Origin of the sequence: Stenotrophomonas tumulicola, assembly GCF_014117215.1 — a bacterium.
In the GTDB taxonomy this organism is placed as follows: Bacteria; Pseudomonadota; Gammaproteobacteria; order Xanthomonadales; family Xanthomonadaceae; genus Stenotrophomonas; species Stenotrophomonas tumulicola.
Genome location: NZ_JACGXS010000004.1, coordinates 37,086 through 51,784 on the forward strand (window position 1 = coordinate 37,086; position 14,699 = coordinate 51,784).

General features: G+C 66.1%; 7 protein-coding genes. 5 read left to right on the forward strand and 2 right to left on the reverse strand.

Annotated elements, in window-relative coordinates:
• Positions 1–80: 80 nt before the first annotated feature.
• The 5 genes from H4O11_RS09695 (at position 81) to H4O11_RS09715 (ending at position 12,951) form a co-directional block, all read left to right on the forward strand.
• The gene (locus H4O11_RS09695; RefSeq protein WP_182339218.1) at positions 81–1,865 is read left to right on the forward strand and encodes an autotransporter assembly complex protein TamA; all 1,785 of its coding nucleotides are present in this window, start codon (positions 81–83) and stop codon (positions 1,863–1,865) included.
• Positions 1,862–5,698 carry a translocation/assembly module TamB domain-containing protein gene (locus H4O11_RS09700; RefSeq protein WP_182339219.1) on the forward strand — a complete coding sequence of 1,279 codons (3,837 nt, stop codon included), beginning with the start codon at positions 1,862–1,864 and terminating at the stop codon, positions 5,696–5,698. Before H4O11_RS09695 ends, H4O11_RS09700 begins: the two co-directional genes overlap by 4 nt.
• A gap of 188 nt (positions 5,699–5,886) precedes the next feature.
• Positions 5,887–8,034 carry a S46 family peptidase gene (locus tag H4O11_RS09705; protein WP_182339220.1) on the forward strand — a complete coding sequence of 716 codons (2,148 nt, stop codon included), beginning with the start codon at positions 5,887–5,889 and terminating at the stop codon, positions 8,032–8,034.
• Positions 8,035–8,156: 122 nt separating this feature from the next.
• Positions 8,157–11,591: a NahK/ErcS family hybrid sensor histidine kinase/response regulator gene (locus H4O11_RS09710; protein WP_182339221.1), complete on the forward strand. Its 3,435-nt coding sequence runs from the start codon at positions 8,157–8,159 to the stop codon at positions 11,589–11,591.
• 304 nt (positions 11,592–11,895) lie between these two features.
• Positions 11,896–12,951: a hypothetical protein gene (locus H4O11_RS09715; RefSeq protein WP_182339222.1), complete on the forward strand. Its 1,056-nt coding sequence runs from the start codon at positions 11,896–11,898 to the stop codon at positions 12,949–12,951.
• Positions 12,952–12,959: 8 nt separating this feature from the next.
• On the opposite strand, the gene mntP is transcribed toward H4O11_RS09715, so the two are convergent.
• Together mntP and H4O11_RS09725 are read right to left on the reverse strand one after the other, a co-directional pair.
• Positions 12,960–13,535 (reverse strand): manganese efflux pump MntP, encoded by a 576-nt coding sequence (gene mntP / locus H4O11_RS09720; RefSeq protein ID WP_182339223.1) that lies wholly within the window; start codon positions 13,533–13,535, stop codon positions 12,960–12,962.
• Between the two features lie 383 nt (positions 13,536–13,918).
• Positions 13,919–14,584 carry a response regulator transcription factor gene (locus tag H4O11_RS09725; RefSeq protein WP_182339224.1) on the reverse strand — a complete coding sequence of 222 codons (666 nt, stop codon included), beginning with the start codon at positions 14,582–14,584 and terminating at the stop codon, positions 13,919–13,921.
• Positions 14,585–14,699: the final 115 nt, after the last annotated feature.

The window sequence follows — 14,699 nt, forward strand, 5'->3', positions numbered from 1 at the left end:
CGATGGTTTGTGCATGTTCGATGGCATGCACGGCGCGCTTCTTCATTCCGCATCAGAACCAGTCCGGCTATGCTGCGCGCATGCTGCCAAAGACTTCCGCCATCGCCCTGCTGGGCCTGACCCTGCTCGCGAGCTTCGCCGCACATGCGCGTGGCACCATCGAAAAGGTTGATATCAAAGGGCTCGACAAGGACGATGACGCCGAAATCATCGAGAACATCGAGTCCTCGCTGACCTTGTATGACGCGATCGGGAAGGTCCAGGGCGAGTCGCGCCTGGAGTACCTGCTGTCGCAGGCGGAACGGCAGGCCCGCGAGGCACTGGAACCATTCGGGTTCTACAACCCCACCATCGACGTGGAGGCCCCACGCGAAGGCGAAACCCTGCGCGTGGTCATCAATGTCGTGAAAGGAGAGCCGGTTCGTGTCCGCAAGGAGCACGTCGACATCACCGGTCCGGCGATATATGACCGCTACCTGCAGGAAGACCTGAAAGCGTTCAGGCCGGGCACGGGCCAGCCGTTCGACCACACCACCTACGAAGCCAGCAAGATCAGGGTGACCCGGCGCCTGTCCGAGCGCGGCTACTTCGATGCCGACTACACCCAGCACCAGGTGCAGGTGACCCGCGCGGAGAATGCCGCCGACATCGACCTCACCTGGGATAGCGGCCGCCGCTACAACATGGGGCCGATCACCTTCAACCAGGACTACTTCGTCGACAAGCTGTTCGATCCCTTGGTGTATTGGGACGAAGGCAGCTACTACCACGAAGGCAAGTTGGACCGGTTGCGGGAATCGTTGACCAAGCTGGACTATTTCAGCGTCATCGACATCCAGCCCCGGCCCGACCAGGCTGACGACAACGGTGACGTGCCGGTCGAGGTGAACCTGACGCGGTCCAAGCGCAGCATCTATACCTACGGCTTGAGTTACGGCAGTGAGAGCGGTGCCGGTGTACGCGGTGGCCTGGAGCGGCGCTGGCTCAACAACCGCGGCCACAAGATGAACACGCAGCTGGACTACGCCCAGAAGCGAAAAAGCCTTATCACCAGTTACCGTATTCCCGCCTTCCGTTGGCTTGATGGCTGGTATACGTTCGCGGCAAGCGCCTATGACGAGCAGACCGACTACATCGATCTGCGCAACCTGAAGCTGATCGCCAGCCGCAGTGGCCAGATCAACGAGCACTGGACCGCCATCGCCTCGATCAACGCCTTGCGCGAGCGCTGGGGCTATGCGTCCGGAAACGAGTTCACCAATGCGGTGTACCAGTATTCCACGCTGGTCTATCCGCAGATCGTCGGCGACTACGTGAACGTGGATGATCGGCTGTTCCCGCGCAGCGGTGTCAGTGGCAGCGCGACGCTGCGCGGCGGCATCGAGGGCGCCGGCTCGGATACCAGCTTCGTGCAGGCCAATCTGGCGCTGCGCTGGTATGTGCCCGTCGGCGAAAGCAACCGCCTGATCCTGCGTGGCGAAGGGGGCACGACGTGGACCAGCGACCTGGTGGCGATGCCGCCCAGCCTGCGCTATTTCGCTGGTGGTGATCGCAGCATCCGTGGTTATGCCTATCGCGAAGTGGGACCGCGCACGCCGGCGCCGGACAAGTTCGCGCTTGGCGCGAAGAATCTCGTGGTCGGCTCGGCCGAGTACGAGCATTATTTTGGCGGCGGTCCGTGGGGCGCTGCGGTATTCGTCGACACCGGCAGTGCGTTCGACAACACCATCGACCTGCATACCGGCGTCGGCTTTGGCGTGCGCTGGAAGTCGCCGGTCGGCCCGGTGCGGATCGACATCGCGCATGGCCTCAATGATCCCGACTCGCAGTTCGAGATCTACCTGAACATCGGAGCCGACCTGTGAGTACGCCGACGCCGCCGCCGAACAATCCGCCACCGCGCGTGCGCTTCTATCGCCGGCGCCGCTTCTGGGCCTGGTCCGGCGCGGGCATGCTGGGCCTGGTGTTGCTGGGCCTGTTGCTGGTGTACTGGCTGCTGCAGACGGTGGCCGGACGCGACGTATTGCTGGCCCAGGTGGTGGCCCGGCTGCCGGTGGGTGCCAGCCTGACCTGGAGCGAAGTTGACGGCCCGCTGGCCGGCCCGCTGACCCTGCGCAACGTCGATTTCCGATACGACGATATTCACTTCACCGCCGAACGCGCCTACCTGGACCCGGACCTGCGTCCGCTGCTGGGACGCAAGCTGCGGCTGGATGCGCTGGAGCTGAGCAATGCCAGCCTGAACCTGGCCAAGAGCGATGAACCGTTCGAGTTGCCGTCATGGCCCGACTCGCTGCCACAGATTGAAATGCCGCTGGCCATCCAGGCCGATACCATCACGGTCGATGGCCTGCGCATCACCAGCGGCGGCGAACCGATGATCGACATCGCACGCATCCGTGGTGGCGTCGAGATCGCCAATGGCGAGTTCAAGGCCCATCAACTGGCGGTGAACAGCGACATGGGTAATTTCCATGTCGATGGCCAGTACGTGCCGGCCAATGATTACACGACCGATGTGACGCTCACCGCGATCCTGCCGGCCCCGCGCGGGCGCACCCCTGCCAGCCTGGGACTGGTGGCTCGTGGCGACCTGGGCCATATGGAAGTGGCGGTAGCGGGCCGCGCGCCCAAGCCATTGCGCGCCACGCTGGTGTTCGATGGCCGCACTGATCCCACCTGGAATGCCAGCGTGCGCAGCGATGCGCTGGAACTGGCGCTGCTGGGCCCGGCGCTTGCCGATTCCACGATCGAGCCCCTGACCCTGGACTTCACCGCGCGCGGCAAGGGCGGCAGCGCCGACCTGCAGGGCCACCTGCAGACGGGCGAACAGGTGGTGGAACTGGCGCCTTCCAAGGTGAAGCTGGAAGACCAGGTGCTCACGGTTTCCCCGCTGGTGGTCAAGGCCTTCGGCGGTGAAGCGCGGTTGACCGGCACTGCCGATTTCCGCGAACAGGACAACCAGAAGCTCAATTTCTCCATCTTCGCCCAAGACCTGGCCTGGACGCCGGCCGAAGACCCGGGCACGGCCGGCAGCGCGCCGGTGCCGGTTACCCTGAAGGAAGCGCGGATGGGCCTGGCCGGTACGCTGCAGGCGTGGGCCGCGATCGGCCGTGCGGACATCGAGCGCGAAGGCCAGCAGGCCGCGCTGCAGTTCGACGTCCGCGGCAATGAAAACGCCGCGCAGATCCGCCAGCTGCAGGCACGTACGCCGGGCGGCACGCTGGGCGTCGAAGGGCAGGTTGCCTGGGCGCCGCAGTTGCAATGGGACGCGAAGGCGACATTGGCTGGCTTCGATCCGGGTTACTTCGTGCCGGGCTGGGATGGCAAGCTGACCGGCAATTTCGCTTCGGCCGGCCGCCAACTGGACGCGCCGGCCAGTGCGCCGGCAGGAAGCAGCGGTCCCCTCGAAGCCACCCTGGACCTGCCGTCGCTGAAGGGCACGCTGCGCCAGCGCGTGCTTTCCGCGCAGGGCCGGTTCGCGTTGCAGGGCGAGCAGGGCGAAGGGCAGCTGGAACTGGCCCTGGGTGCCAGCCGGGTCACGGCCTCTGGCAAGGTCGGCGACCGCCTGGACATCGATGCACGGTTTGAGCCGCTGCAACTGAGTGACCTGTTGCCGGGAGCCGAAGGCGGCCTGCGCGGACAGGTACAGGTGAAGGGCACGCGCGATGCGCCGGACATCAGCGCCGACCTCAGCGGCAGCACCCTGCACTGGGATGACTGGAGTGCCGGGTCGATCAGCCTCAAGGGCCGCCTGCCGTGGCGCGGCGACAATGGCACGCTGGCGCTGCAGGGCAGCCAGGTCAATGTCGGCATGCTGCTGGAGCGTTTGAACGTGGATGCCCAAGGCAGCATCAGCGACCTGCGGCTGGCGGCACAGACGCATAACGAGATGGGTGCCGTCGACCTGCAGGGCAGCGTGCGCCAACAGGGGGAGCAGTGGCGCGGCGAGCTGTCAGCCTTGCGCATAGCGCCGGTCAAGGGCGATCCCTGGAGCCTGCGCGCACCGTCTACCTTCAACATCAATGGCGCCAACTTCAGCCTGACCGACACCTGCCTGGGCGCCGCCACCGGCGGTGGCCTGTGCGCCAGCGCGGACTGGCCACGCGAAGGGGTGACGCTGCGTGGCGATGCGCTGCCGCTGGCACTGGTGCAGCCGTGGCTGCCGCCAAACTCCGGGCGGCGCATGTACCTGCGCGGAGAGTTGACGCTGGATGCGCAGGTCCGTCCTCGCGGCAACGCCTGGGAAGGGCATGCCGAGGTACGTTCGGCGGAGGGCGGCATCCGCCTGGGCGACAACGCGCGCGGAGAGCTGCTCCGTTACGACCAGTTCTCGGCCAAGCTGGACATGACGCCTGCCCAGATCGATGGATTCCTCGGCATGGGCTTCCAGGGCAACGGATTCGTCAACGCCCGGGTGCAGACCGGCTGGGATGCCAACGCACCGTTGAACGGCGAGCTGTACCTCAACATGGCGCGGTTGTATTGGCTGGAGCTGTTTTCCCCGGATATCGTGCGCCCCACCGGCCTGATCGAGGGCCATGTCAGCCTGCGCGGGACACGTGGACAGCCGTCGCTGGGTGGCGAGGCGAGGCTGAGCGATTTCACGGGTGAATTCCCCGCGCTTGGCCTCAACTTCGAACAGGGCAAGGGCAGCTTCGTGGCCCAGCCCGATGGCTCGGCGAAGATCGCCGCACAGGCGAATTCGGGGCAGGGCACGCTGTATGTGGATGGGGGGTTGTCGTGGTTCGGTGACGCGCAGCCGTTGCAGTTGAACATCCACGGTGAAAACGTGCTGCTGGCCAATACCAGCGAACTGCGCGTGGTTGCCAACCCGAACCTGGATTTCACCCTCGCCGGCACGGCGATGCAGCTGCGCGGCAGCGTGCATGTACCGGAAGCGGATATCGACCTGGAGCGGCTGGATCGCGGCACCTCGGTGTCCGAGGACGTGGTGGTGCTGGACCCGGTGGATCCGGAGGAGGAACCCACCTCGCCACTGGACATGGACCTGACCGTCAGCCTGGGCGACAAGGTCAAGATGGCCGGCTTCGGCCTGAAGGGCGCGCTCACGGGCAAGATGCAGATCTGGGCGAAGCCTGGCCGCGAGATGACCGCCAATGGCGGGCTGGAAGTGAGTGGCCGCTACAAGGCGTACGGCCAGGACCTGACCATCAGCCGTGGCCAGCTGACCTGGAACTACAATCCGGTATCCGACCCGCGCATCAACATCCGCGCCGAGCGCAAGATTGGCGATGTCACCGCCGGCATCGACGTGACAGGCCGCGCGCAGCAGCCACGCGCCGATGTATGGTCGGATCCTTCGATGTCGCAGTCCGAGGCACTGGGCTACCTGGTGCTGGGCCGCAGCCTGACCGGCGCTACCAGCGACCAGACCCAGCAGGTCACGGCGGCCTCGGCGGCATTGTCGGCTGGCAGTGGCCTGATCGCTTCGCAGTTGGGCGCCAAGCTGGGCCTGGATGATGCCGGGGTCAGCCAATCGCGCGCGCTGGGCGGTTCGGTGATCGGCGTGGGCAAGTACATTTCGCCCAAGCTGTACGTTGGCTATGGCGTTTCGCTGATCGGCAGCGGCTCGGTGCTGACGCTGAAATACCTGCTCAGCCGTGGTTTCGACGTGGAAGTGGAATCGAGCACGGTGGAAAACCGCGGCTCGTTGAATTGGCGCCGGGAAAAATAGGGGATCGGTAGGCCGGGCCATGCCCGGCGAGCGCGAAGCGCGGCCTCCCCCAGCAGGCGGAACAACCCAACGTAGAGCCACCGGGCCATGCCCGGCTCTACCGGTGCGGTCACCCCAACCATCGGCCGTTGCCCACCCAGGCTGCAGCGGCTATGGTCCCGGGCTGTCCTGTATCACCGGAACCGCCCATGCCTGTCCGTAAATCCCTTCCCACCGCGCTGGCCCTTGGCCTGACCCTGGCCGCCGGCGCGCATGCCGATGAAGGCATGTGGATGCCGACCCAGCTGCCGGAGCTGGCCAAGCCGCTCAAGGCGGCTGGCTTCAAGGGCGATCCCACGGACCTGGCCAACGTCACCGCGCCGCCGCTGAGTGCGGTGGTGCGTGCCGGTGGTGGCACCGCATCGTTCGTGTCCGGCGACGGCCTGCTGCTGACCAACCACCACGTGGCGATGGGTGTGATCCAGTACAACACCACGGCCGAGCACAACCTGATCAACGAAGGCTTCATCGCCAACGGACGCACCGACGAGCGTCCATCCAATCCGGATTTCCGCGTGCTGGTCACCGTGGGATTCGACAAGGTCACCGACCAGGTGCTGGCGCAGGCCAAGGGCAAGACCGGCCGCGCGTACTTCGATGCGGTGGATGCGGCCAGCAAGCAGATCGTCGCGGACTGCGAGCGCGACGGCAGCGTGCGCTGCTCGGTGGCCGACATGTACTACGGCACCGATTTCTACCGGATTTCACAGTTGGAACTCAGTGACGTGCGCCTGGTGTATGCGCCGCCGCGTGCGATCGGCAACTACGGCGACGAGATCGACAACTTCATGTGGCCGCGTCATACCGGCGATTTCACCCTGCTGCGCGCCTACGTCGGCAAGGACGGCAAGCCGGCCCCCTACAGCACCGACAACGTGCCGTACCAGCCGCCGGCCCATCTGAACATGTCGATCGACGGACCGAAGGCCGGTGACTACGCCATGCTGGCCGGCTACCCGGGCATCACCTACCGCCACCGTACGGCGGCGGAGTTCGCCAGCCAGATCGACAGCGTACTGCCGCGACGTGTCGAGCTGTTCCAGCAGATGATCGACACCATCGAAGCGGCGACGGCCAACGATGCCCAGGCGCATACCCGCTATGCCTCGCAGCTGCAGTCGCTGAAGAACAACCGCAAGCGCGCCGCCGGTGAACTGGAAGGCCTGCTGCGCAGCGATGCCAAGGTCCAGCGTGCCGCCGACGAACAGGCGATGCTGGCCCAGGCCGATGCGAAGTACCAGGCTGATATCGAAGCGCTGCTGGGCAACCTGTCGCAGGGCGCAGCGGTCGGCGAACGTACCCTGCTGCTGGACCAGTTGGCCGGCCAGAGCCAGCTGCTGCGCTCGGCGCTGCTGCTGGAGCGCCTGCGCATCGAATCGGCCAAGCCGGATGCGCAGCGCGAAACCGGCTACCAGCAGCGCGACCAGCAGCTGATCGAAGGCGTGCTGAAGCAGGTCCAGCGCCGTTACGCGCCGCAAGTGGAGAAGGCACTGCTGACCCGGCTGCTGACCCGATACCAGCAGCTGCCGGATGCGCAGCGCGTGCCCGAGTTCGACGCCGCCTTCGGGCGCACCGGCCAGGCCCTGGCCAACGCGCTGGACACGCTCTACGCCGGCACCCGGCTGGGCGATGAGAGTGAACGCCTGTCCCGTTTCAACGCCGCACGCACTGGAAAGGCGCTGGCTGCCGACCCGCTGATCGCACTGGCCGGACCGCTGGTTGCCGCCCAGTTGCGCATGGAAGGTGAAAGCAAGGCCCGTGAAGGCGAACAGCTGCGCCTGCGCCCGGCCTACATGCAGGCACTGTTTGCATGGCGCGCCAAGCAGGGCCGTGCCGTGTACCCGGATGCCAACCGCACCCTGCGCATCAGCTACGGCAAGGTCGAAGCACTGCATCCGCGTGATGCAGTGAACTTCGACCCGGTGACCACGGTGGCGGGCATCGTCGAGAAGAACACCAATGCCTATCCGTTCGATGCGCCCAAGCCGCTGCTGGAAGCGATTGCCAAGGGCGACTTCGGCACCACCGCCGACCCCGTGTTGAAGACCCAGACCGTCAACTTCCTGACCAACCTGGACACCACCGGCGGCAACTCGGGCTCGCCAGTGCTCAACGCCAAGGGCGAACTGATCGGCCTGAACTTCGACAGCAACTGGGAGTCCGTCAGTGCCAGCTGGTGGTTCGACCCGCGCTACAAGCGTGCCGTGCACGTGGACATGCGCTACCTGCGCTGGCTGCTGGCGAAGGTGTATCCGGCGCCGGCGCTGCTGGAGGAAATGGGCGTTCCGGCCGAGTAGCCTGGGCGCCATGCCGCCCTGGCCGGTGGCGACCGAGGGTGGTCGCCCGCCACGGCGGAAGCGGATCGATGGCGATGGAACCCTCTACACTGTCGGCACTCCTGCCCTAGGAAAACGGCCTCGTGGTCTCAAGCTGGATCCTGCTGCTGGTATCGGTTGCCTACGCCGCGCTGCTGTTCGGCGTGGCCTGGTGGGGCGACCGCCGGCCGATGTATCCGGATCGTCCCTGGCTGCGGCCGGTGGTCTACAGCCTGGCGCTGGCGGTGTACTGCTCGTCATGGACGTTCTACGGTGCGGTGGGCACGGCCGTGCGCAGTGGCGTGGGCTACCTGCCGATCTATATCGGCCCGCTGCTGATGATGGTGTTCGGCTGGCGCATCATCGAGCGCCTGGCGCTGATCGCGCGAAGCCAGAACGTGGTGTCCATCGCCGACTTCATCTCTTCGCGCTTCGGTCGCTCGCGGCGACTGGCTGCCCTGGTCGCCTTCATCGCCCTGGTCGGCATCGTGCCCTACCTGGCATTGCAGTACAAAGCCGTGGCGATGAGCCTGCAGGTGCTGACCGGCAACAATGGACCAACCGGCTATTTCAGCGATCCGGCGTTGTACGTCGCCTTGCTGATGGCTTTGTTCGCCACGCTGTTCGGTACGCGCCAGGTGGACGCCACCGAGCATCACCACGGCATGATGCTGGCCATCGCGTTGGAGTCGGTGATCAAGCTGGTCGCCATGGTGGCGGTGGGCGTTTTCGCCTACGCCTGGTTGAGCGACCGCACCGATGCGGTGGTGCAGTCGGCGCACACCCTGTTCACCACGCTGCCACCGGTGGGCTTCATTTCGCAGACGCTGCTGAGCTTCCTGGCGATCGTCTGCCTGCCTCGCCAGTTCCATGTGGCGGTGGTGGAGTGCGGCGACGTGCGTGATGTGCGCCGCGCGCGCTGGATGTTCGGTGGTTATCTGGTGGTGATATCGGCGATGGTGATTCCCATCGCCACTGCCGGGGTCACCCTGTTCGGCACCGGCGGTGCGGTGGCCGACGATGCCATGGTGCTGGCACTGCCGCTGCACGAGGGCCGCAACGCATTGGCCCTGATCGCCTATGTCGGTGGGTTCTCGGCAGCCACCGGCATGGTCATCGTGTCGTCCATCGCGTTGGCCACCATGGTCAGCAACGACCTGGTGATGCCAGTGCTGCTGAGGCGCAGCGGCGACCACCAGGAAGCGGCCGACGTGGCCTCGCGGGTGCTGTGGATCCGCCGCCTGGCGATCCTGCTGCTGGCCTTGATGGCCTACAGTTATTACCGCAGCAGTGGCGACGACAGCACGCTGGCATCCTATGGCCTGATGGCTTTCGCCGCGGTGGCGCAGTTCGCCCCCGGCCTGATCGGAGGCCTGTACTGGCGGGGTGCCAGCCGGCGCGGCGTGGAGGCCGGCATCGTGCTCGGCTTCGCCACGTGGATCTATACCCTGCTGCTGCCGGCGCTGACCATGGCCGGATGGCTGGACGCCGGGTGGGTGGTCGATGGTCCCTTCGGCGTTGCATGGCTGCGGCCACAGCAGCTGTTCGGCATGAGTGGCTGGGACCCGCTGACCCATGGCACGTTCTGGTCGTTGCTGGTCAATACGGCGGCGATGATGCTGGTTTCCGCGCGCTGGCGTCCCAGCGTGGACGAGCGCCTGCGCGCCGCTCCGTTCCTGGATCCGTATGCGCAGCGGCCTTCGGTAGCCGGCGGTTGGCCAGGCCACGTGCACGTGGGCGACCTGCTGGCGCTGGCCTCGCGCGTTGTTGGCGAGCGGCATGCCCGTCGGTCGTTCTTCGAACAGGCGCAGTCGTTGGGCCGCGAACTGCAGCCCTCGGCTGCGGCCGACCGGCCATGGGTGCAGTTCACCGAACGCCTGCTGGCTGCATCGATCGGCGCGGCATCGGCCCGCCTGCTGCTGACCAGCCTGCTGCGCGGTTCGGGCATGGACCTGGGCGAAGTGGTGGCGGTACTGGACGAGGCAGGGCAGGAGCTGCGCTTCAACCGCGAGATACTGTCCACGACGCTGGAGAACATCAGCGCCGGTGTCAGCGTGGTCGACCCCGAGATGCGGTTGACCGCGTGGAACCGACGCTACCAGGACATGTTCGGCTATCCCGATGGCATGCTGTACGTGGGTCGGCCGGTGGCCGACCTGATCCGCTACAACGCCGAACGCGGGGAGCTCGGCGAGGGCGACATCGAGCTGCAGATCAACCGGCGCATCGGCTACATGCGCGCTGGCTCGCCGCATGTATTCGAACGTACCCGCAGTGATGGCAAGGTGATCGAGATGCGCGGCCAGGCATTGCCCGGCGGCGGCTACGTGACCAGCTACAACGACATCACCGACTACAAGCGCGCCGAAAATGCACTGCTGGAGGCCAACGAAACGCTGGAACAGCGGGTGGCCGAGCGCTCCAACGTGGCCGAGGCGGCGCAGCAGTCCAAGACCCGGTTCCTGGCGGCGATCAGCCACGACGTGCTGCAACCGCTGAACGCCGCGCGCCTGTTCGCCTCGGCGCTGCGTGACAGCCAGCACAACAACGAAGAGCAGCGCTACCTGGCCGAACGCGTGGATGCGTCGTTGCGTGCGGCCGAAGAACTGCTGGACGGCCTGCTGGATGTGTCGCGGCTGGAGGCGGGTGGCCTGCACCCGGTCATCGGTGAATTCGATGCCAGCGCGCTGATGCGCGAACTGGCTGCACAGTACTCACCGGTCGCCGCCGGTCGCGGCCTGCGCCTGGACCTGTTCGCGCGGCCGGCCTGGGTGCGCAGTGATCGCCGCCTGTTGCGCCGCGTGCTGCAGAACTTCCTTGCCAATGCGCTGCGCTACACCCGCCAGGGACGCATCGTGCTGGCGGTGCGGCTGCGCGGGGGGGAAGTGGAACTGCAGGTATGGGATACCGGCCCGGGCATCCCCGAACACCATATGCAGCAGATCTTCGACGAGTTCCACCGCTACCAGCAGCCGTTCGACTGGGGCGAGCAGGGCCTGGGCCTGGGCTTGTCGATCTGCCAGCGCATCTCCCGGCTGCTTGATCATCGCCTCAGCGCACGCAGCCGGGTGGGAAGCGGTTCGATGTTCTCGATCATCCTGCCGCGGGTCCCGGCGACACCCGGCTATGCGGAGGCCGCCCAGGGCACGCCGGCGCGCACTGATTCCCTGGACGGGCTGCGCGTGCTGTGCGTGGACAATGACGAAGAGATCCTGGATGGCATGCGCGCGTTGCTGGGGCGCTGGCAGGTACAGGTGATAACCGCCAGCACGGTGGACCAGGCGCTGGAGAAGCTGGCCGAGCGTCCGCATGTGATGCTGGTGGATTACCACCTGCATGATCGCCTGGATGGGCTGGATACGCTGGTAGCCCTGCGCGAGGCCGCCGGCCAGGACCTGCCGGGGGCATTGCTGACTGCCGATGGTCGTGACGAGCTGAAGCAGATGGCACGCGATCGTGGCTACCGGTTGCTGACCAAGCCGATCAAGCCGGCATCGCTGCGTGCGTTCCTTGCGGCATATTCGACGTTGAAGGGGTGATGAGTCCGGTGGGCCAGGGTGAAACGCAGGGTTCCTGGTAGCGGGAACTACATGCGCCGGTTATCCAGTGCGTCCCTGACCTCATGGATATCGTCGCATGCAGAATTTTCCAGCCACGCATTCTCCGATGGCCTGGTGGACGCGCTGCCCCGACATGCGGGTGCCTGCAGGGGCATGCGCGTGGGCCGCGCGCACGCTCTCCCGTGCCGCCGGTCGCGCATTGCGCCAAGTCGCCAACGCGTCCTGCGAGGCATCCACGGTTCCGGCTTCGCTGCTGTCAGGCGCACTCACCGGTGCAGGGGCCATGCACCTCATGGGATGGGACGAGCACCTCGACGTCGGCGCGCTATGGGGAGCCACGGCCGGCCTGTTGGCATCGCGCATGGTGGCCGAACTGCGCCGCGAGGCTATCCTCCACGAACAACGCTGGGCCTTTTTTGCGCGGTATCCGGACAATATCGGCACGCTTCGCCGTATGCAGGTGGCGTATGAGGATTGCGACATGGTGGAGTCGTTGTACCTGGACATCCTGCAGGCCATGGACCAGGTCGGAGATGATTTCCGTGATTTCTGCGCCCGCCATGGCCTGCGCTGCACGGACAATGCAGTAGACCGTATCCGGGCGTTCATGCAGCAGCACTGCCTTGAGGGCGACCCGTTGCTGATCCTGCGTCGGGACTTCCGTGTCGATGACCTGGACACCAGTGAGACGCACGATGGCAGCTCGTCCTGTGATGGCGGTCGACCCGTAGTTGGCGGATGCTACTACCTGACAGCGGCAACGCCGGGGCAACGCATGGAGATCGCGGCAGACCTGGAGGACGGCCAGACACCGGGAACCGCGATACGCAGGCAAGGCCGACCCTTCATGTGGGGACGGCTGAAGGCACTCCGCGCGCCCGCGGTACGCAGGCGATCCTTTCCCCCGGCGGCCGGCCCGGAGATCCAGCCGGATTACATGACATCCGCCGAACCATTGGTCCCGGTCACGCGCCGTCGCCCGTCCGCAGCGCCGGCTGCCGATGGCGTCCCCATGGTGGTGGCGCAGCGGCGCACCAGGCCCGCCACGTCGCGGCAAGTGGAGCGCAGCCTGCTGCTGCGCCAACAACTGGAGCTGCTGGGTGCGGACAGCCCGACGTCCAGGGATGTAGCGCGGATCGAAAGCGACCTGCAGCAGGGACGCGACAAGGGCCATGACCTGCAGTGGCTGGATTACCGTGCCATCGACATCCGCATCGCGGGCCGCAGGGGACGCAACGTGTGGCGCCTGCTGTACCGTCCCCGGGCCGCCGGCATCAGGCTGGCAGGAATCGGCAATTACCATACCGGCAACGGCACCATCCGCTGGTGGAAGGGCTGAGTGTTTCTTCAGGCCGCGCCGCTGAGGTGCTCGTACAGGATCGTCGCGCCGATGGCCATCAGGATCACGCCACCGATGATCTCCGCGCGCTTGCCGACCAGGTTGCCCAGTGCGCGACCGAGCATGATGCCCGCCGTCACCATGGTCAGCGTGCACAGGCCGATCACCACGGCGACTACGCCGATGTGCACGTCCAGGAACGCCAGGCCGATGCCAACGGCCATCGCATCGATGCTGGTGGCGAATCCGGTGATGGCCAGCCGCCAGAAACCATGGTGGCGCGAGGGATCTTCGTCCTCCTGCGGGTCATCGGTGCGCAGGCCGTTGACCATCATGTGGATGCCGAGCGCAAGCAGCAGGCCGAAGGCGATCCAGTGATCGTAGGCTTCCACGTATTGCAGGGCGGCACGACCCAGCAGCCAGCCGATGATCGGCGTGATCGCCTCGATGGCACCGAAGATCAGGCCTGCGCGAAGCGCATCGCGGAACAGGGGCTTGCGCATCGCAGCGCCTTTGCCGATCGCTGCGGCGAAGGCATCGGTGGACATGGCAAAGCCGATCAGGAGTATGGAAACAGGGGACATTGCAGGCAGTGCAGGTCGGGCGAGGACGGACACACGGCCCACGTTCGCGCCCAACCTGTCGTTGCGCACGCGGACCGCTGGTCTCGCCAACCATCATGGTTGCCCGCACCACGGCGCACTGGCCGAGCATGTTGATACGGGCGTTTCCTTTCAGCAGGAAACAGGCTACTCCCCAAGGGGACGCGAAGCTTAGCACCGCGTTCGCCGTGGGGGGCGTCAGCAGGCAATTGCGCAGGCAAGGCTGGTTTGTATAGCGAAGGCTATATCGCCAACAGCGATATAGCCTTCGCGGGTAGCGCCGGACCAGGCCCGGCGGATCTGCGAGGAGCGTGACGTCCGATGGTCGTCACCCATCAGGACCCACGGTCGCCCGCTCGCCGTGGTCAGTCTTCTTCCGGCGGCAACACGATCTGTTCGTCGTCGATGGCCAGCTTGCCGGCCATCAGCACGGCCTGCGTGCGGTTGGTGACACCCAGCTTGCGCAGGATCGCTGTCACATGTGCCTTGATCGTCGCTTCGGAGACGTTGAGATCGTAGGCGATCTGCTTGTTGAGACGGCCGGCGCCGAGCATCTGCAATACCCGGAACTGCTGCGGAGTGAGTTCACGCAGGCGCTGTCCAACCTCGCGTTCCTCGCGTCCGGTCGGCGGCACGTTGTGTGCCTCCGGTGGTGCCCAGGTCTCGCCGTCCAGGATGGTTTCCAGGGCGTGGCCGATGGTGTCCGAATCGGCTGACTTGGGGATGAAACCGAACGCGCCATGGTCGAGCGCGCGGCGCATCACCGTGGGTTCCTCGCGCGCGGACACCACCACCACGGGCAGCTGCGGGTGCAGCGCACGCATGTGCACCAGCGCGTTGAAACCCTGCGCACCGGGCATGTTGAGATCCATCAGGACCAGGTCGGCGTCGGTGTGCTGGTCGGCCAGCTGGTACAGCGCTTCCACGCTGTCGGCCTCGAACAGCTGCACGCCGGGAATGACCCGCTGCACTGCACCGCGGAGGGCTTCGCGGAACAGAGGATGGTCATCGGCAATCAGGAGGGTGGGCATGGGGTCAGCTTACGGAATCGATGTTGGAGAAGATGGGGCCAGGGACCCATTCTGATGAAAAGGATCCGACCGCATGACGTCAATGTGCGCCGACCGGGCCCTCCTCCCGGTCGGC

What these genes read in the sequence shown, in the direction of transcription:
- mntP (WP_182339223.1), bottom strand. Translation starts at nt 13,535, where the DNA reads ATGTCCCCTGTTTCCATACTCCTGATCGGCTTTGCCATGTCCACCGAT.
- H4O11_RS09725 (WP_182339224.1), bottom strand. Translation starts at nt 14,584, where the DNA reads ATGCCCACCCTCCTGATTGCCGATGACCATCCTCTGTTCCGCGAAGCC.
- H4O11_RS09695 (WP_182339218.1), top strand. Translation starts at nt 81, where the DNA reads ATGCTGCCAAAGACTTCCGCCATCGCCCTGCTGGGCCTGACCCTGCTC.
- H4O11_RS09705 (WP_182339220.1), top strand. Translation starts at nt 5,887, where the DNA reads ATGCCTGTCCGTAAATCCCTTCCCACCGCGCTGGCCCTTGGCCTGACC.
- H4O11_RS09715 (WP_182339222.1), top strand. Translation starts at nt 11,896, where the DNA reads ATGCACCTCATGGGATGGGACGAGCACCTCGACGTCGGCGCGCTATGG.